At 71.3% G+C, this 17,067-nt stretch carries 16 protein-coding genes and 1 pseudogene; 8 read left to right on the forward strand and 9 right to left on the reverse strand.

Annotation, left to right across the window (positions count from 1 at the left end; all coding sequences use genetic code 11):
• Positions 1 to 144 precede the first annotated feature (144 nt).
• Positions 145 to 1,413: an MFS transporter gene (locus ABZV38_RS30720; RefSeq protein WP_356331706.1), complete on the forward strand. Its 1,269-nt coding sequence runs from the start codon at positions 145 to 147 to the stop codon at positions 1,411 to 1,413.
• 158 nt (positions 1,414 to 1,571) lie between these two features.
• On the opposite strand, the gene ABZV38_RS30725 is transcribed toward ABZV38_RS30720, so the two are convergent.
• The 3 genes and pseudogenes from ABZV38_RS30725 to ABZV38_RS30735 all read right to left on the reverse strand — a co-directional run bounded on the left by ABZV38_RS30725 (position 1,572) and on the right by ABZV38_RS30735 (position 5,329).
• Positions 1,572 to 2,372, reverse strand: a complete 801-nt coding sequence (locus tag ABZV38_RS30725; RefSeq protein WP_356331707.1) for a VOC family protein — start codon at positions 2,370 to 2,372, stop codon at positions 1,572 to 1,574.
• Positions 2,373 to 2,534: 162 nt separating this feature from the next.
• A complete protein-coding gene (locus ABZV38_RS30730; protein WP_356331708.1) occupies positions 2,535 to 4,007 on the reverse strand; it encodes an acyl-CoA synthetase in 1,473 nt (490 codons plus the stop codon).
• 79 nt (positions 4,008 to 4,086) lie between these two features.
• Positions 4,087 to 5,329: pseudogene (locus ABZV38_RS30735) on the reverse strand (MFS transporter).
• 126 nt (positions 5,330 to 5,455) lie between these two features.
• On the opposite strand from ABZV38_RS30735, the gene ABZV38_RS30740 reads away from it, so the two are divergent.
• Positions 5,456 to 5,887 (forward strand): Lrp/AsnC family transcriptional regulator, encoded by a 432-nt coding sequence (locus ABZV38_RS30740; RefSeq protein WP_030925866.1) that lies wholly within the window; start codon positions 5,456 to 5,458, stop codon positions 5,885 to 5,887.
• On the opposite strand, the gene ABZV38_RS30745 is transcribed toward ABZV38_RS30740, so the two are convergent.
• The 3 genes from ABZV38_RS30745 to ABZV38_RS30755 all read right to left on the reverse strand — a co-directional run bounded on the left by ABZV38_RS30745 (position 5,865) and on the right by ABZV38_RS30755 (position 9,217).
• Positions 5,865 to 7,385: a GAF domain-containing protein gene (locus ABZV38_RS30745; protein WP_356331736.1), complete on the reverse strand. Its 1,521-nt coding sequence runs from the start codon at positions 7,383 to 7,385 to the stop codon at positions 5,865 to 5,867. The two genes, ABZV38_RS30740 and ABZV38_RS30745, sit on opposite strands and share 23 nt — an antisense overlap.
• Before the next feature lie 87 nt (positions 7,386 to 7,472).
• On the reverse strand, positions 7,473 to 8,510 hold the full coding sequence (locus tag ABZV38_RS30750; RefSeq protein WP_356331709.1) for a rod shape-determining protein: 1,038 nt from the start codon (positions 8,508 to 8,510) through the stop codon (positions 7,473 to 7,475).
• A gap of 131 nt (positions 8,511 to 8,641) precedes the next feature.
• Positions 8,642 to 9,217, reverse strand: coding sequence for a hypothetical protein (locus ABZV38_RS30755; protein ID WP_356331710.1), 576 nt, complete (start codon positions 9,215 to 9,217; stop codon positions 8,642 to 8,644).
• Between the two features lie 399 nt (positions 9,218 to 9,616).
• Here ABZV38_RS30755 and ABZV38_RS30760 point away from each other — a divergent pair, with 399 nt between their 5' ends.
• Positions 9,617 to 10,300: a hypothetical protein gene (locus ABZV38_RS30760; RefSeq protein WP_356331711.1), complete on the forward strand. Its 684-nt coding sequence runs from the start codon at positions 9,617 to 9,619 to the stop codon at positions 10,298 to 10,300.
• A 10-nt stretch (positions 10,301 to 10,310) separates the two neighbouring features.
• Here ABZV38_RS30760 and ABZV38_RS30765 read toward each other — a convergent pair whose 3' ends face one another.
• Complete coding sequence (locus ABZV38_RS30765; protein WP_356331712.1) at positions 10,311 to 10,748, reverse strand: MarR family transcriptional regulator; 438 nt, start codon at positions 10,746 to 10,748, stop codon at positions 10,311 to 10,313.
• A gap of 160 nt (positions 10,749 to 10,908) precedes the next feature.
• Here ABZV38_RS30765 and ABZV38_RS30770 point away from each other — a divergent pair, with 160 nt between their 5' ends.
• The 4 genes from ABZV38_RS30770 (at position 10,909) to ABZV38_RS30785 (ending at position 14,068) form a co-directional block, all read left to right on the forward strand.
• A complete protein-coding gene (locus ABZV38_RS30770; RefSeq protein WP_356331713.1) occupies positions 10,909 to 11,928 on the forward strand; it encodes an NADP-dependent oxidoreductase in 1,020 nt (339 codons plus the stop codon).
• Positions 11,929 to 12,017: 89 nt separating this feature from the next.
• Positions 12,018 to 12,446, forward strand: a complete 429-nt coding sequence (locus tag ABZV38_RS30775; protein ID WP_356331714.1) for an organic hydroperoxide resistance protein — start codon at positions 12,018 to 12,020, stop codon at positions 12,444 to 12,446.
• A gap of 203 nt (positions 12,447 to 12,649) precedes the next feature.
• A complete protein-coding gene (locus ABZV38_RS30780; RefSeq protein WP_356331715.1) occupies positions 12,650 to 13,438 on the forward strand; it encodes an EI24 domain-containing protein in 789 nt (262 codons plus the stop codon).
• Positions 13,439 to 13,459: 21 nt separating this feature from the next.
• Positions 13,460 to 14,068, forward strand: a complete 609-nt coding sequence (locus tag ABZV38_RS30785) for a LysE family transporter (protein ID WP_356331716.1) — start codon at positions 13,460 to 13,462, stop codon at positions 14,066 to 14,068.
• 161 nt (positions 14,069 to 14,229) lie between these two features.
• On the opposite strand, the gene ABZV38_RS30790 is transcribed toward ABZV38_RS30785, so the two are convergent.
• Positions 14,230 to 15,228: an aldose epimerase family protein gene (locus tag ABZV38_RS30790; protein WP_356331717.1), complete on the reverse strand. Its 999-nt coding sequence runs from the start codon at positions 15,226 to 15,228 to the stop codon at positions 14,230 to 14,232.
• Between the two features lie 29 nt (positions 15,229 to 15,257).
• On the reverse strand, positions 15,258 to 16,175 hold the full coding sequence (locus ABZV38_RS30795) for an SGNH/GDSL hydrolase family protein (RefSeq protein ID WP_356331718.1): 918 nt from the start codon (positions 16,173 to 16,175) through the stop codon (positions 15,258 to 15,260).
• 350 nt (positions 16,176 to 16,525) lie between these two features.
• On the opposite strand from ABZV38_RS30795, the gene ABZV38_RS30800 reads away from it, so the two are divergent.
• On the forward strand, positions 16,526 to 17,020 hold the full coding sequence (locus tag ABZV38_RS30800; RefSeq protein ID WP_356331719.1) for a DUF3145 domain-containing protein: 495 nt from the start codon (positions 16,526 to 16,528) through the stop codon (positions 17,018 to 17,020).
• Positions 17,021 to 17,067: the final 47 nt, after the last annotated feature.

A 17,067-nucleotide genomic window follows, 5' to 3' on the forward strand; every position in this document is an offset into this window, starting at 1 on the left:
ATCTCGGCCCCCGTCCCCCCCCCCCCCCCCCTGGGCCCCCCGCGGGTCCGGCGGGGGCTGTGGGGCCCGGGGGGGCGGGCGGGGGTGCCCCCGCCGCCCGGCCCCGAGGGGGAGCCGGCTCCGGACCGGTCGTTACCATCCGCTGTGACCGAAACGACCGAAGAACCTGTACGTCGCACGCGCATACTCGCCGACCTGACTCCGCTGCGGACCTCGCCCGACTACCGGCGGCTCTGGTTCGGGAACACGGTCTCCTGGATCGGGCAGGGGATGACGGCGCTCGCCGTGTCGCTCCAGGTGTACGACATCACGGGGTCCGCCTTCTCGGTCGGGCTCATCGGGTTCTGTTCGTTCCTGCCGCTGGTCGTCTTCGGGCTGTACGGCGGGGCCATCGCGGACACCGTCGACCGGCGCAAACTGGGGCTGGCCGGCTCCTTCGGTTCATTCCTGCTCGCCGTCGCGCTGGTCGTCTCGACCGTCGCAGGGGTCGAGCAGGTGGGGCTGCTGTACGCGGTCGTCGCCCTGCAGGCGGTCTGCTTCGCGGTCAACTCACCGGCCCGCAGCTCGATGATCGCGCGCCTCCTGCCTGCCGAGCAGCTGCCCGCCGCCAACGCTCTCAACTCCATCACCAGCACCACCGGTGCGCTGGTCGGACCGATGCTCGGCGGACTCATGGTCGGCTGGTGGGGGTACCGCGCCGCGTACACCGTCGATGCCGTCACCTTCACCGCCTCGCTGTACGCGATGTGGCGGCTGCCCTCGATGCTCCCCGAGCGCGCGGGCGACGCGGGGAGCGAGAAGCGGGCGTCCGTGGCGGACGGGCTGCGGTTCCTGGCGGCGCGGCCCATCCTGCGGATGACCTTCGTCACCGATCTGTGCGCCATGGTCCTCGCCCACCCACGGGCGCTCTTCCCGGTCGTCGCCGTGGTCTGGTACGGCGGTGACGCGAAGACCACCGGGCTGCTGGTCGCGGCTCCGGCGCTGGGGGCGCTGCTGGGTGGGGTGTTCTCCGGCTGGCTGAGCCGGATCAGGCGGCACGGGCTTGCGGTGATCGCCGCCGTGACCTGCTGGGGCAGCGCCATCGCCGTCTTCGGGCTGACCCGTCAGCTCTGGCTCGGGCTGCTCCTGCTGGCGCTCGCCGGTTGCGCGGACACCGTCTCGATGGTCTTCCGGAACACCATGCTCCAGGCGGCGGCGCCGGACGAGATGCGAGGGCGGCTGCAGGGCGTGTTCATCGTGGTGGTGGCCGGTGGGCCGCGGCTCGGGGACTTCCTGGCAGGATCGGTCGCCGATCTGGCGTCCCCGGCGGTGGCGGCCACCGGGGGCGGCATCGCCTGCGTGGTCGCGGTGTCGCTGCTCGCGCTGAAGTGGCGAGGGTTCGCCCGGTACGACGCCCGGGACCCGCAGCCGTGACCGGTGGCGGCGGGGCCGCGGGGCCGCGAGGCCGGCGGGGCGGGGCTCACCGTTCGGCGGCGGTCTTCACGGCTGCGAGCCACTGGGCGACGCCGGGCCAGGTGAGTTCCGCACACCGAGAGCACTGCTCTCTCCGGTGGGCCGGACTGCGCCGCCGCTCAGGCGGTCGCGTCGGAGAAATTCGGCATCTCGCCCCCGGTCGTCTTGACGTCGATCACCGAGAACGCCGCCCCCTGCGGGTCGCTCAGCGCCGCGAACCGGCCGAACGGGCTGGTCATCGGGCCGAACCGGAGGATCGCCCCGCGCTCCGTCGCCTTCGCTACCGCCGCGTCGCAGTCCTCGACGGTGAAGTACACATTGAGGTACGGCGGCACCTCCGGTGGGAAGTCGTCGGTCATCTTCATCCGCCCCAGGACCGGGTCGGCGCCCAGGTCGTAGAGCGCGAAGTCGATCGCGTCGTCCTGCATCTGCTTCACGCGGTACGGGAAGACGGCAGGGAAGAAGGCGTCCGACTTCGCAGGGTCCCGGGTGAACACCTCGGCCCAGCAGTACGCGCCAGGTGTGGCCCTGGCCTCGAACCCTTCGTGCCGCCCCGCCTGCCACACACCGAAAGTCACCCCGCCCGGGTCGCGAGCCAGCGCCATCGAGCCGAAGTCGCCGACCTGCATCGGCTCCATCAGTACCTCGCCGCCGTGGTCACGGATCTTCACGGCGGTGGCGGCGGCGTCCGGCGATGCGAGGTACAGACACCATGCCGACTGGCCTTCCTGGCCGGGCATCGGGGGTACGACGGCCGCCACCGCCTTGCTGTTCGCGTACGCCTGCGTGTAGTAGCCGAACTCCGACGACGCCTCGCCGAACGTCCACCCCAGCACGTCACCGTAGAAGCTCTTCGCGCCCTCGACATCGGAGAACATCGCATCCGCCCAGCACGGGGTGCCCTCGGGTTCCACAGCCATGGTTCTGCGCTCCTGACTCGGTGATCCGGTCCGGTTTTTCACGCTAAACCAGTCATCCCGCACCCCGCGCGCCGAACTGCGCGCATCTTCGCGCCGGGCGCGGCGTCGGACTCGGTGAAGTCGTCGGTGACCGCGGCGATCGCCTGCCGCGCCGACAGGCGCCTACGCGCCGAGCGACCTCTTCATGATCTTGCCCATGTCGTTGCGGGGCAGCGCCTCCAGATAGCGGACCGTGCGGGGGCGCTTGTGCGGGGCCAGCTGGGCCGCCACATGGTCCGCGAGCTCGCTCTCCGCGGGCGGTGCGGCCGGGTCGGCCGGCACCACCCAGGCCACGATCCGCTCGCCCAGATCCGGGTCCGGCTCCCCGGTGACGGCGGCCTCCCGGACGCCCGGGTGGTCCAGCAGCGCGTTCTCGATCTCGCCCGCGCCGATCTTGTAGCCACCGCTCTTGATCAGGTCGGTGGCCTTGCGGCCGACGATCCGTACATAGCCGTCGGGGTCGAGGGCGGCCATGTCTCCGGTACGGAACCAGCCGTCCTCGGCGAAGGCGGCCGCCGTCGCGTCGGGGCGGTTCAGATAGCCGGCGAAGAGGTTCGGGCCGCGCACCTGGATCTCGCCCACCGCTCCCTCGGCCGTCGGATCGTCGAGCGGGGTGCCGTCCTCCTCGACGAGCCGGAGCTCGACGCCCCGCAGCGGTGCGCCGACCGTCCCGGGGCGAGGCTCGCCGTCCGCCCGGACGCCCGTGTTCATCAGGGTCTCCGTCATGCCGTAGCGCTCGATGACCCGGCGGCCGGTCGCCGCCGCGATGCGTTCGTGGTCATGGACCGGAAGCGCGGCCGACCCCGACACCAGCAGCCGGGCTCCGGCGAGCGCCTTTGCCAGCTCGGCCGCGTCCGGTGCCGCCGTACCGAGCGCCTCGGCCAGCCGGTGGTACATCGTCGGCACGCCGAACAGCATCGTGGAGCCGGACGACAGCTCCCGGGTCACACCCTCGGTGGAGAACCGCCCCAGATGCCGCACCGAACCGCCCCGGCGCAGCGGCCCGAGCACGCCCAGGATCAGGCCGTGCACATGGAACAGCGGCAGGGCGTGCACCAGGACGTCGTCGCCGGTCCACTGCCAGGCGTCCGCCAGCGCGTCCAGCGAGGCGGCGATCGCGCGGTGGGGCAGGATCGCACCCTTGGGCGGGCCCGTGGTGCCGGAGGTGTAGACGATCAGGGCGGGGGACTCGGGGGCGGGTTCGGGGAAGACGGCGTCGCCGGCCGCCGCCGCTGCCGTGTCGACATCCGTACGGTGCAGTGCGTCGAGGACCGGCGGGAGCACATCGTCCGCCTGGGCCAGCACAGCCGACGGGGCGCTGTCGGCCACGATGTGCGCCAGCTCGCGGGCGCCGGTCTTCGGGTTGAGGGGGACGGCGGGCACCCCGGCCCGCAGCGCCGCCACCACCGCGACGACCGTCTCGGCGGTCGGCGTGGCCCAGACGGCGACCCTTCCCGCGCCCGGGAGCCGCGCGGCGAGTGCGCCGGAGGCCGCGGCCAACTGTGCGTACGTCAGGGTGCGTTCACCGAACCGGACGGCTTCCCGGGCGGCCGCGGGGCCGGATCCGTCATGCAGCGCAGGCAGAAGAGAAGTCACCCTCCGACCCTAAGGGCTGCCCTTGGACGAGTGAGTCCTGAGCCCCGCCCGACCTTCGGGCGGACGACGGGATTCGGACCTACCCGGCCGGCGCTGCCGGCCCGGGCCTGCTCCGGTCCCGCTGAATGTTCCGCATCCGCCCGTACGCGTACACACAGCCGGCCAGCGCCAGATCGGACAGCAGCATGAAGCCGATCGAGTACGAGCCCTTCGCGCTGTAGATCGCGCCCATCACCAAGGGCGGTACGAAGCCGCCGAGTCCGCCCATCGCACCGACGATTCCGGTGACGCTGCCGACCTTCGGCTGCGGTGTCACCTGCGAGACGAGCGCGAAGATGCTGCCGCTCGACGTGCCCAGTCCGGCCGCCATGCAGAGCAGTGCGATCGTGCCGCCCGGCGCCAGCTTCGGGTCGAAGGCCTGGACGATCGCCGTCAGTGCGGCCAGCCCCAGTGCCGCCGAGGTGACCAGCGCCGGGTGGATACGGTCCGAGAGCCAGCCGCCGATCGGCCGGAAGACGACGGTGACCAGGGCGAACCCGGCGGCTTTCGTGCCGGCGTCGGTCGACGAGAGGCCGTACCAGGTCTTCAGGTAGGTCGGCAGATAGACGCCGAACGCCACGATGCCGCCGAAGCCGATCGCGTACAGCGCGGAGAGTTCCCAGGTGACCCGCAGCCGCCCGGCCGCGCCCAGCCGGTGGCCGAGCGAGTCGGTCGGCACCTTCCGGTCCGGGTGGTCGCTGATCAGCACCGCGGCCAGTGCCGCGTACACCACCAGCGCACCGGCGACGACGAGGGACGGAAGGTTGTCACCGTGCTGGGCGATCCGCGGAGTGAAATAACCGGAGAGCGCGACACCGCCCATGCCCATGCCGAACACACCCAGTGCGAGCCCTCGATCGGAGGGCGGGAACCACGAGTTGACCAGCGGGATGCCGATGGCGAACGTCGTGCCGCCCCAGTCCCAGCAGGAAGCCCACGGCGAGCATCGCCCCAAAGGAGTTCCTCGCCGGGATCAGCAGCAGTACGGGGACGATGGTCAGCGCCGAGACCAGCGGGAACATCAGCCGGGCGCCGTACTTGTCGGTGAGCGCCCCCGCCGCGATCCGGCCCAGCGAACCGACCAGCACCGGCACGGCGACCAGCAGCGACTGCTCGAACGAGCTCAGCCCGAGCCGCTCCTTGTAGTCCCCGGACAGCGGCGCGATCAGGTTCCAGGCCCAGAACGTGAGCCCGAAGCCGATCGTGGCCACCACGAGGTTGCGGTATGCGGCGGCGGACGGCCGGCCTGCCGGAGCGGGGGACTGCTTGGCGGCTGGTTCCACCCTCCAAGTCAAGGCCCGGCGATGCCGGTGGGCCCGTTGGCCTACGCCATGCAGGGCACGGGGCCGCCCACCGGGCCGAAGCGGTCTCCGCAGTCATAATTCGGCACAAGCTGCGACAATCGCGGTATGGACCGTCTGGACAGGGAAATCCTCAGCGTCCTCCAGGAGGACGCGCGGATCTCGTACCGCGATCTGGGGGTACGGGTCGGCCTCAGCGCCAACGCCGCCGCCGACCGGGTGCGCCGGCTGCGTCGCGACGGCGTCATCCGCGGCTTCACCGTGATCATCGACCCGGCCGCCGACACCCGAACGGGTCTGGTCGTCTTCATCGATGTGACGCTGCGTATCGACACGACCAACGAGGTGTTCGAACGGGCGGTGCTGGCGCTGCCCGGCATCACCGAAGTGGTGCACGTGACGGGCGGGCACGACTATCTCGTACGGGCCACGGTCGCCGACACCGCCGCCCTGGACGGACTGCTGCGCAGGCTCAAACGGGAAGCGGGCGTCGCCCACTCCAGCACCCGGGTCGCGCTCAGAGCGGCGCCCGCCAGGTGAACGTCGTGGAGCGCGCGTCGTCGTCGCCCTGCCCGTCGTCGGCGACCGACAGCCGGACCGCGGCCCGCCCGTCGGGCAGCCGCGCCGTCGCGTCCACCTCCACCTCGATGGCCGACACCCCAGTCCGCCGGTGCGCAGCTGCGAGGGCGCCGCGCAGTGCCGCGAGGAGCTGCTGGTCTGCGGGCTGCCGCACGAGCGAGTCCACCGCCCCGGTGAACTGCACGGACGGCTGGAAGCCGAGAACGGAGGCCGCGCCCCCGGTTTCCCGGAGCACCCGGCCCCGGAAGGTGGCGGGTGCCTCGGCGGGCGGCTGCTGGAGGGCGAAGATCGCGGTCCGTACCTCCTGAATGGTGGAGTCCAGTTCGTCGACGGCCCGGGTGAGCAGCTCGTCCGTCTCCGGGGCGGGTGCCCGGCGGCGGGTCGACTCCAGCATCATCTCGGTCGCGAAGAGCCGCTGGACGACGAGATCGTGCAGATCACGGGCGATCCGGTCACGGTCCTCGTACACCGCGAGCTGTTCCCTGTTGTGCTGGGCGTCCGCCATCACCAGGGCAAGCGCGGCCTGCGAGGCGAACTGGGAGGCCAGCAACCGGTCCACCGCCGTGTACGGGCGGCCGCCGCGCCGCCGGGGCAGAGCGAGGGTGCCGATGAGCCTGCCTCCGCTCTGCAACGGCAGCATCATGCTGGGACCGAACCGGGACCGCACATGCGTCGTCATCCGCGGATCGGTCGCCGAATCGTCGACGAAGACCGGCTCACCGCCCAGCAGCTGCACCAGCACGGGGGAGCCCGGCTCGATGACGGTGCCGACGATGCCGGCCGGGTCGTCGAGCGTGGACGCGGTGACGATCTCCATCCCGCCGTCCCCGGTCGGCTGGAGGATCACCCCGGCCGCGGCATCGGCGAGAATGCGGGCCTGCTCGGCGACGGTCATCAGCGCGTCCGTCGCGTTCGTGCCGCTCAGCAGTGCAGTGGTGACGGCCGCCGCGCCCTCGATCCAGCGCTCCCGCTGGCAGACCGTCTCGTACAGCCGGGCATTGCCGATCGCGATCCCGGCCTGCGAGGCGAGGACCCGCAGCAGCGCCATGTCCGTATCGGTGAAGTGCCCGGTGCGCTTCTCGGTGAGATAGAGATTGCCGAAGACCTCGCTGTGCACCCGGATGGGCGCCCCGAGGAAGGACCGCATCCGTGGATGGCCGGGCGGAACGCCGCTGGAGCGCGGGTCGGCGGTCAGGTCGTCGGAGCGCAGCGGTTCCGGCTCCCTGACGAGCACGCCGAGCAGTCCCGAGTGCCCGTCCGGGAGTCTGCCGATGCGCTGCCGTGCGGCGTCTGTCAGGCCGGAGGTGAACAGTTCGGTGATGGCGCCGCGGTGGGGGTCGAGGACACCGAGCGCGCCGTACCGGGCCTCGGTGAGCGCGGTGGCGGTGTCCACGATCTGCTGGAGGGTGGCCCGCAGTTCGAGATCGGTGCCGACGCTGAGCACCGCTTCCAGGAGCATCGGCAGCTTGCGGGGGCTGCTGCTCGGGGGCCCGCCCGCCGCACCCCGGCCCTCGCTCTCGAAGGTCATCCGCCGCCCCCACGGTCGTCAGGCGGCCAGCGGGTTGAGGATCATCGGCTCGACCTTGCCGTCCAGCATGGCGCCGAGCCCCAGGACGGCGCAGACATCGGGGCGCTCCGCGATCTGCACCGGCATGCCCGTCGCATCGCGCAGCATCTGGTCGAGCCCGGGCAGCAGCGCGCTGCCGCCGACCATCATGATCCCGGAGTCCGCGAGGTCGGCCACCAGATCGGGCGGGCAGTCGCGCAGCACCTTGCCGAGACCGTCGAGGACCGCGGTCAGCGGGGTGTGGATGGCGCGCCGCACGGCGGCGGTGTCGACCTGCACCGAGCGGGCCAGGCCGGTCACGACGTCACGGCCGTGGATCTCGGTCATGGCGGGCCCGTGCGGGGTCAGGCCGTTGCCGCTGAGCGCCAGCTGCAACGGGCGTACGGACTGGCTCGGCAGCATCAACTCGTGCTGCTGGCGCAGATGCTGGATCACTGCGTGGTCGATGGCGTCGCCGCCGATCGGGATCCGTACGGCGGTCACGATCGAACCGAGCGAGAGCACCGCGATCTGCGTGGTCGCCGCCCCGCACACCATGATCATGCTCCCGAGCGGCTGCTCGACCGGGAGATCGCAGCCGACCGCCGCGGCGAGCAGGGTGTCGACCAGCTCGACCCGCCGGGCGCCGAGCCCGACCAGGGTCTCGACGGCGGCGCGCTGGGCGAGCGGATCGCTGTCGTGCGGGGTGCAGGCGGCGGCGCGCAGCCGCGGCTTGCGACGCAGCTGACGGCGGAGCTTCTCGCCGAGCAGATGGCGGAGCATGCGCTGGGCCATTTCGATGTCGACGACGGTCCCGCCGGAGACCGGGCGGGCCACCCGGATGTAGTCGGGGGTGCGGCCCGTCATCTGCTCCGCGAGCTCACCGACGGCGATGAGCGAGCCGGTGCGGGTGTTGATGGCGGCGGCACTCGGCTCGTCGACGACGAGCCCGAGCCCCTTGACGTACACGCGCGTCCGGGCGGCCCCGAGGTCGACGGCGACGTGGCAGCGGCGCAACTGCTCAAGACTGACGGTCACGGCAGGTTCTCCCGGGAGCGCTGATGGGGGGTGCCGGCGGCGGCCGGCTCTCTTCGCATCGTGCGGCGCGCGCGGGCCCGCCGCCCGCTGGGATGGGCCGTTAGGGGGTGCCGAGCTGACGGAGTACCAGGTCAGGGCTGGGGTGAGCCCTGGAGCAGTCGCTGGAACAGCCCCCAGGTGAACTCGGCGACGTGCGGCGCGCCCGTCCCGGGGTCGGTGATCGCGAGGGCCCACCGGGTCGGAGCGCTGCCCTCCATCGGGCGGGCCGGCGGGAAGGCCCGGGCGACCTCGTCGACGGTGCACGACCAGGGATGCAGATCGTCGATCGTGCGAAGCTCGGGGCCGACCGTCCCGGGGGCTCTGACCAGCCACTCGTTCCATACGGCCCCGCCCGGTGCGACCATCACCTCGAACCGCAGCTGCGGCCAGAGAGGCACCGGCCAGAGCAGGGCGTCGCACTCCAGGTCGCCGATCCGGCGGTGCACGGAGGACTCGGGTTCGCCCAGCACCGAGCGGTAGCGGCGCAGCGAGCCGCGCCCGCGGGGCGCCCGCACCATCGCCTGCCAGCGGCGGTTGGCCTCTCGCATCTCGGCGAGCGAGGCGCTGAGTGCGTGCCGGGCGTCCTCGACGAGGCCGGGCTGGTGGTCGGCCATCCGGCGGAGCAGGACGAGCTGGAATTCGAGTGGACCAAAAGGGGCGGCAGTCATGGAATAAACGTTTCCACACAGGATCCTCACCTGAGCGGCTATCTCTGTTGTCCTATCGGCACTTAATCTGCGGGCGCCATGGATTACTGCCGACCGTGTCAGCGGCATCTCAACGGCGCCCTCGCCTGTGCCGGGTGCGGAACCCCCGTCGAGGCGCTGAGCCACTACGCCACGCCCGCCCTCTCCGGCCACGAACCGGACGCGGAGCGTGAGAAGACCCTGCCGTCAGCGCCGGGCGGACGCCGCCGCCGGTCCCGCGGCGCCGCCGAGCCTGCCCTGGGCGCCGCCGAGCCTGCCCGGGGCGGGCGTGGTGCGCGCGGGTCCGGGAGAAGGCGCGGGTCCGCGAAAGCGCGCGCGTCTGGTGGTTCGCGTCGGGCGGGCCAGGACGAGCGAGGCGGCATGGACGAGCGTGCCGCCGGGGACGAGCTTGTCGCCAGTGACGAGCGGGGTGGCTGGGACGAGCATGGCGGCTGGGAAGAACCCCGCGGCTGGGAAGAACCCCGCGGCTGGGACGAGCGTGGCGCCCGGGAAGAACGCGGTGCCAGGGGGCAACGTGGCGGCCGGGGAGGGCGTGGCCGTCGTGCGCACCGCCGTCGCGGCCGTACCGCCCTGCTCGCCTTCCTCGGTGTCGTGCTCGCCGCCGGGGCGCTGAGCCTTGCCGAGCTGGCCATCGAACCGAAGGGTGACGACGGCGCCTCGGACTACGTGCGCGAGGCCACCGACGTCACGACCGCGCCGGTGCCGGAACCCTCGTCGAGCCACGACATCGACCGCCCCGGACCGGTGGACGGCACCTCCGCCGCCCCCGCCACCAGTGCGCACACCTCCGGCACCGGCCGTCCGGGCACCTCGACCGGCACCGGCGGCGGTGCCCCCGGAGGTGCGGGCTCCGCCCCGCCCGCGGCCACCGGCACACCCTCCGACGGCGCCTCCACGGATCCGTCGGCCGGACCGAGTTCTTCCGGAACGCCTCGCAACCCGTCGGGCACCCCGACCGGCAACCCGTCACAGCCCCCGAACCCGGCGCCGCCCACGCCCAGCCCGACCAAGACGGAATCGTGCTGGCTCATTTTCTGCTTCTAGGCCCGCAGCTCTAGGACTCCGCGTCCACACCCAGCATCCGTCGCAGCAGATCCCGCAGCACCGCACGCTCCGCGTGCGACAGCTCGGCGAGCGGCTCGCGTGCGAAGCCGAGTGACTCGCGGAGCTGGAGCGCGGTCCGGGCGCCCTTCTCCGTCGTGGCGGCCAGCTTCACCCGACGGTCGGCCGGGTCGGGCCGACGCTCCACCAGGCTCCGTGCCTCCAGCCGGTCGACTATCCCCGTCACGTTCGACGGCTCGCACTTCAACTTCTGGGCGATCTTGCGCATCGGTGTCGGCTCCAGGGAGAGCAGTCCGAGGACCCGGGCCTGCGCGCCGGTGAGCGAGTGCGCGGCCGCGGCCTGGTCGTACTCCTCGTAGTAGCGCGCCACGACCGTGCCGATGAGCTCGACGACTTCGAGGGTCAGAGGGTCTGTTCGCGTGGTGGCCATGACACCCACGATACCCGGTTACTTGACAACATGAAATATTTAGGAGCATGGTTGTTTCACGTCATGAAGCTTTTCTGACGGGGACCCGGCGGGCCGAACCCGGCGGGACCCGGCGGACCCGCTTCCCCCACTCGTAGGACATCGAGGAGAACCCGAGCCCATGTCTGCAGCACTTCCCACGTCGAGCCGTGAATGGCACCTTGTCGCCCGCCCCCACGGCTGGCCGAAGGCCGAGGATTTCGCGCTGCGTGAGGCCCCGGTCACCGCTCCCGCCGAGGGCCGTGTCCTCGTCCGCAACCTGTACTTCTCGGTCGACCCGTACATGCGGGGCCGGATGAACGACGTGAAGTCGTACACCCCGCCCTTCAAGCTGGATCACCCCATGGACGGCGGCGCGGTCGGCGAGGTCATCGCCTCCAACGCCGACGGGATCGCGGTCGGCGATCACGTCCTGCACGGTCTGGGCTGGCGCGAGTACGCCGACGTCCCGGCCCAGCATGCCGTGAAGGTCGACCAGGACCTGGCCCCGCTCTCCGCCTACCTCGGCGTGCTCGGCATGACCGGTCTCACCGCCTACGCGGGCCTCTTCGAGGTCGCGTCCTTCAAGGAGGGTGACGCCGTCTTCGTCTCCGGCGCCGCCGGTGCCGTCGGCAGCCAGGTCGGTCAGTTGGCGAAGCTCAAGGGCGCCTCGCGAGTCATCGGCTCGGCCGGATCCGACGAGAAGGTCAAGCTCCTCGTCGAGGAGTACGGCTTCGACGCCGCCTTCAACTACAAGAACGGCCCGGTCGCTGAGCAGCTGCGCCAGGCTGCCCCCGACGGCATCGACGTCTACTTCGACAACGTCGGCGGCGAGCACCTCGAAGCGGCGATCTCCTCGCTCAATGTGCACGGCCGCGCCACCATCTGCGGAATGATCGCCCAGTACAACGCGACCGAGCCGACCCCCGGCCCGCGCAACCTCGCGCTCGTCATCGGCAAGCGGCTGCGTCTGCAGGGCATGCTCGTCGGCGATCACGCCGCGCTACAGCCGCAGTTCGTCCAGGAGGTCGCCGGCTGGCTGGCCTCCGGTGAGCTGAAGTACCGCGAGACCCGCGTCGAGGGCATCGAGAACGGCTTCGAGGCGTTCCTCGGCCTGATGCGCGGCGAGAACACCGGAAAGATGATCGTTTCGCTCGGCTGACAGTCGTTCACGGCCACCCGCTAGTCTGATTCACAGTCCGTCGCGATCGTGGGCGCGAGTCGCGGCGCTACAGCAGAGGAATCCGCAGCATGACTGTTCAGGACATAACCGTCGCGTACACCGCTGTCGCCACCGCGGAGAACGGCCGTGACGGCCGCGTCTCCTCCGACGACGGCCGGCTCGACGTCGTCGTCAACCCGCCGAAGGAGCTGGGCGGCAGCGGTGCGGGCACCAACCCGGAGCAGCTCTTCGCGGCCGGCTACAGCGCGTGCTTCCAGGGCGCCCTCGGTGTGGTGGCCCGTCAGGAGAAGGCCGATAGCTCCGGCTCCACCGTGACCGCCGCGGTCTCCATCGGCAAGACTGCCGAGGGCGGCTTCGGTCTGGAGGTCGCGATCTCCGCCACCATCCCGAACGTCGACACCGCCACCGCGCAGTCGCTCATCGAGAAGGCCCACCAGGTGTGCCCGTACTCGAACGCCACGCGCGGCAACATCAAGGTCGAGCTGTCGGTCGTCTGATCGCCGCACTGCCCGTGCGCAGTTGAGGGCCGTAGCCCGCCGGGGTGCGGCCCTCGACTGCGTACCGCCCTCCATCGCGTTCGGCATACCGGACGGTGTATCGAGCCTGCCCGGCTACCGAGGACACACCGTCCGGGGGAGTCGCAACCGGCCCCCAACTCCCCGGTCAACACGCCCCCTACCGCCCCCGTTACGCTGACGCCATGCGCGATCTAGGGGTGGGTTTCAGCTATCTGATCAAGGGGCAGCGCTGGGTCGGCCGGCACGGACGCTGGTTCGGCTTCGGCCTGATCCCCGGCCTCATCACGCTCGTTGTGTACGCGGCAGCGCTCGTCGGCCTCGGCTACGGCGCCGACGACTTCGTGGCCTGGGCGACCCCGTTCGCCGACGACTGGTCCTCGCCCTGGCTCGGCCTGCTCCGGGTCACACTCACCGTGCTGGTCTTCGCCCTCGGGCTGTTCCTCGCCGTGATCACCTTCACCGCCGTGACACTGCTGGTCGGGCAGCCGTTCTACGAGTCGCTCTCCGAGCAGGTGGACCGTTCGGAGGGCGGCGACGTCCCCGAGTCAGGGCTGCCGCTCTGGCGCGAACTGTGGATCTCCGCCCGTGACAGCCTCCGCATCCTGATGCGCGTCTCGCTCTACGCCGTACTGCTCTTCGCCCTCGGATTCATCCCGGTCGTCGGCCAGACCGTGGTCCCCGCGATCGGTTTCTGTGTCACCGGTTACTTCCTTGCCGAGGAGCTCACCGCGGTGGCACTCCAGCGCCGCGGCCTGATCCTGGCGGACCGGCTCGTCCTGCTGCGCGGCCGCCGCATGCTGACCCTCGGCTTCGGCGTACCGCTGGGACTCGCTTTTCTCGTCCCGTTCGTCGCGGTGTTCCTGATGCCGGGCGCCGTCGCCGGAGCCACCCTGCTCGCGCGGGACCTGACGGCGCCGCCCGCCGACGACGAGGACGCGGCCCCTTCCCCGTACACCCTCAACAAGGACTGAGGACCGAGGAGACCCCGAGCCATGACCGAGATCATCGCTGTCGCCGTCATCACTGTCCTCGCCGTCATCAGTCCGGGCGCCGACTTCGCGATGGTCGTGCGCAACAGCTACCTCTACGGCCGGACGACCGGTCTCCTCGCGGCCACCGGAGTCGCCGCGGGCGTCCTTGTGCATGTCACGTACACGATGCTCGGCGTCGGGCTGCTGATCGCGTCCTCGACCGCCCTGTTCACCGCGATCAAGCTGGCCGGTGCGGCGTATCTCGTCTATATCGGGGTACGGACGTTCTTCGCCCGCAACGATCTCGTCGTCGATCTGGAGTCGAAGCCGGGCCTGACCCGGCTCGGGGCCCTGCGCACCGGCTTCCTCACCAACGCGCTGAACCCCAAGACCACACTCTTCGTCGTGTCGACCTTCACCCAGGTCGTCGGAGAGGACACCGGCCTGTGGCAGCAGGCGGGCTACGGGCTCTTCATGTCCGCCGCCCACCTCGGCTGGTTCGCACTGGTCGCGCTGTTCTTCTCGCACGAGCAGCTGCGCACCGCGATGCTGAGGTGGCAGAAGGTCCTCAACCGCGGCATCGGTTCGGTACTCGTCGGGCTGGGCGTCACTCTGGGCCTCGCCCGCTGAGCGACGCCGGCCGCCACCGGTCAGCCGCTGTGCACTTCCGGCGCCGTGCGGACCGCACCCCAGGGCCGTCTCAAGGCCGTCTCGCCCCTCGGGGCGGTCGTCAGCGGTGGTCGTCGGGCTCGTCCGGGGCTCTCCCCTGCCGCCGTCCGCCGCGCTCCCGCTCAGCGCACCGAGAACCCGTACACCGTCGTCGACGCGTACTCCTCGCCCGGCCGCAGCACCGTGCTCGGGAACTCCGGCCGGTTCGGCGAGTCCGGGAAGTGCTGCGTCTCCAGCGCGATTCCCTCGCAGGGCCCGTACGGCCGCCCGTCGAAGTGGTCGGCGGTGTACACCTGCAGCCCCGGCTCGGTCGTCGTGACGGTCAGGACACGCCCCGACAAGGGGTCGCACAGCTCGGCCACGGGACCGTGGACGTCGGCGTCCAGAACGAAGTTGTGGTCGTACCCCTCACCGACGGTCCTCGTCTCCCGGAAGTCGAACCGGGTCCCGTCCACCGGCAGGAACTCGCCCGTCGGCAGCGACTCGGCGTCCGCCGGCGTGATCCGTCCAGCCGCGATCCGCAGGGTGTGCCCGGCCGTGCTGCCGCTGCCGGTGCCGGCCAGGTTCCAGTACGTGTGATTGGTCAGGTTCAGCACGGTCGGCGCGTCCGTCGTCGCCCGGTACGCGATGCGCAGCGCCCCGTCCTCGTCCAGCGTGTACGCCGCCGAGACCGCCAGGCGCCCCGGGAAGCCCTCTTCGCAGTCCTCCGCGACCAGGGAGAGCTCCACACCGTCGGTGAGCTCCCGCGCCTCCCACACACGCCGGTCGAAGCCACGGGCCCCGCCGTGCACATGGTTGCGCCCCTCGTTCCGGGTCACCCGGTGGGTCCGCCCGTCGAGTACGAAGGAGCCGCGTGCGATCCGGTTCGCGTACCGACCGACCAGCGCCCCGAAATACGGACCGGAGGATTTCTCGTACGCAGCGAGATCCGGGAGCCCGAGCGCCACCGGTGCCCGTACGCCGTCCCGCCCGGGCACCTCGACCGACCGCACGACGCCGTCGTACGTCAGGACGCGTACCCGCGTACCGGCCCGTTCCAGCGTCCAGCGGTGGACGGCGGTGCCGTCCACGAGGGTGCCGAAGACTTCCGTGCGTATCGCCGTGCTCAAACCCGTTTCCATGATCACGGACCTTGGACCACGTCGCTGTGCTACGCGGGGGGCTTCCGCGCCGTGACATTGCGGTACGCGATCTCCGCCAGCCGGGCCTGTCCGTTGCGCCCCGGATGGAACCAGTCCCACGGGCTGAGCTGCTCGCCGGTGAACCGGTAGCCGAAGACCGCACCGCCGTCGTACCGGCAGCGCAGATCCTTCGCGCACACGTCCCGCAGCACCTTGTTGTAGGCCACGACCCGCTTCTGCACCGAGGCGCGGCGTGCCACGGCCCCGGCACTCATGTCATCCGCCTCGCCCAGCATCGACCGGCAGATCCCCAGCTTCCAGATCTGCTTGCCCAGTGCGTTGCCGCGCCCCGTCGACCAGAGGCGCTTGAGATCCGGCACGCTCGACACGTACACCTGCGTCTTCGACGCTCTGCTGCGCAGCTGACGCATCGACACCTCGAACGACGCCCGGAAGTCCGCCACCGGCGTCATCATCTCCGCCGAGTCCCGGCAGGCGTCATTGGCGCCGATCATCACCGTCACCAGATCCGGTTTCTGCTGTGCCGCGAGCGCCATCTGCTCCGGCAACTGGGCGATCCGGGCGCCCGTCTCGGCGTGGTTCCAGCTGCGCGCGGCTGCGCGCGAGATGCCGAGCAGCCGCACGGCGAGGCTGCGGACCTCGCTGTCCGTGCCGGTCGCCCAGGACACCTCGGGGCAGTCGGCCAGCACCGAACAGGCATCGAACCCCCGTGTGATGGAGTCCCCGACCGCGGCGACCGACTCGGGACTGCGGTCCCAGACGGGGGCGTGCGCAGCGGCGGGACGGCGCTTCTCGGCGGCCGCCCCCTTCGTCGTCCCGTCCTGCCCGGCGTCACAGCCGGTCAGTGCGGCCGCGGCGATGACCGGAAGCACCGTCAGCACGGCGGCAGCGGTGCGCGAGCGGTGGCTTGCGAAACGATTCTGCATCCGTCGTGCCCTCCCGTTTATGCCCCCGGCAATCCCTCATCGCCCCAGCGACAGGCCCGGGCGCCCTGCCGGGTGAATGCAGAGCGAATCCTGGGCCCAGGACCGACGGTACGTCACACCTGGAGCGCCGCCGCACGGTAGCTTTTCCCCGTCGAACCAGCGCCACGTTCCGCCACCCGGCTCCAATTGGGTGATATCGGAAAATCACATCACGTCACATACTGTCCCTTTTCAGGAGATTCACTCCCGATGCTGTTTACTGATGACAACCTCGGGAGCCGGCCAAGAAGAGGCGGTACGGGCGCGAGGCCGCTGGGGAAGGCGAACCTCGTCCCACACTGGAGGTCCCGGTGACGACACGTGGAGTTCTGTACGTTCACTCCGCACCGCGCGCGCTCTGCCCACATGTCGAATGGGCGGTTGCGAGTGTCCTCGGTGCACGGGTCCAGCTCGACTGGATCAGACAGCCGGCCGCGCCCGGCACCTGGCGGTCCGAGTTCTCCTGGAAGGGCGCCGCGGGCACCGCGTCGAAGCTTGCCTCCGCTCTGCGCGGCTGGGATCTGCTGCGCTTCGAAGTGACGGCGGAGCCGTGCGCCACGGCGGAGGGAGAGCGCTACAGCTCCACGCCCGAACTGGGCATCTTCCACGCGGTCACCGGCATGCACGGCGACATCCTGGTGCCGGAGGACCGGCTGCGGGCTGCGCTGGCGCGGTCGGTGCGCGGAGAGACGGACCTGGAGGCGGAGATCGCCAAGCTCCTCGGCAAGCCGTGGGACGACGAGTTGGAGTCCTTCCGGCATGCGGGGGAGGGGGCGCCGGTGCGGTGGCTCCACCAGGTGGTGTGAGGGGCGCCTGCGGCGTGCCCGGTCCCCTGCCCGCCCCTCTCCCGAAC

Origin of the sequence: Streptomyces sp. NPDC005181 (genome assembly GCF_040608395.1) — a bacterium.
Lineage (GTDB): Bacteria > Actinomycetota > Actinomycetes > Streptomycetales > Streptomycetaceae > Streptomyces.

Bases quoted from the DNA above. Each gene is read 5' to 3' on its own strand.
- ABZV38_RS30725 (WP_356331707.1), bottom strand. From the start codon at position 2,372: ATGGCTGTGGAACCCGAGGGCACCCCGTGCTGGGCGGATGCGATGTTC.
- ABZV38_RS30740 (WP_030925866.1), top strand. From the start codon at position 5,456: ATGGACCGTCTGGACAGGGAAATCCTCAGCGTCCTCCAGGAGGACGCG.
- ABZV38_RS30745 (WP_356331736.1), bottom strand. From the start codon at position 7,385: ATGCTCCTGGAAGCGGTGCTCAGCGTCGGCACCGATCTCGAACTGCGG.
- ABZV38_RS30755 (WP_356331710.1), bottom strand. From the start codon at position 9,217: ATGACTGCCGCCCCTTTTGGTCCACTCGAATTCCAGCTCGTCCTGCTC.
- ABZV38_RS30760 (WP_356331711.1), top strand. From the start codon at position 9,617: ATGGACGAGCGTGCCGCCGGGGACGAGCTTGTCGCCAGTGACGAGCGG.
- ABZV38_RS30765 (WP_356331712.1), bottom strand. From the start codon at position 10,748: ATGGCCACCACGCGAACAGACCCTCTGACCCTCGAAGTCGTCGAGCTC.
- ABZV38_RS30770 (WP_356331713.1), top strand. From the start codon at position 10,909: ATGTCTGCAGCACTTCCCACGTCGAGCCGTGAATGGCACCTTGTCGCC.
- ABZV38_RS30775 (WP_356331714.1), top strand. From the start codon at position 12,018: ATGACTGTTCAGGACATAACCGTCGCGTACACCGCTGTCGCCACCGCG.
- ABZV38_RS30780 (WP_356331715.1), top strand. From the start codon at position 12,650: ATGCGCGATCTAGGGGTGGGTTTCAGCTATCTGATCAAGGGGCAGCGC.
- ABZV38_RS30785 (WP_356331716.1), top strand. From the start codon at position 13,460: ATGACCGAGATCATCGCTGTCGCCGTCATCACTGTCCTCGCCGTCATC.
- ABZV38_RS30790 (WP_356331717.1), bottom strand. From the start codon at position 15,228: ATGGAAACGGGTTTGAGCACGGCGATACGCACGGAAGTCTTCGGCACC.
- ABZV38_RS30795 (WP_356331718.1), bottom strand. From the start codon at position 16,175: ATGCAGAATCGTTTCGCAAGCCACCGCTCGCGCACCGCTGCCGCCGTG.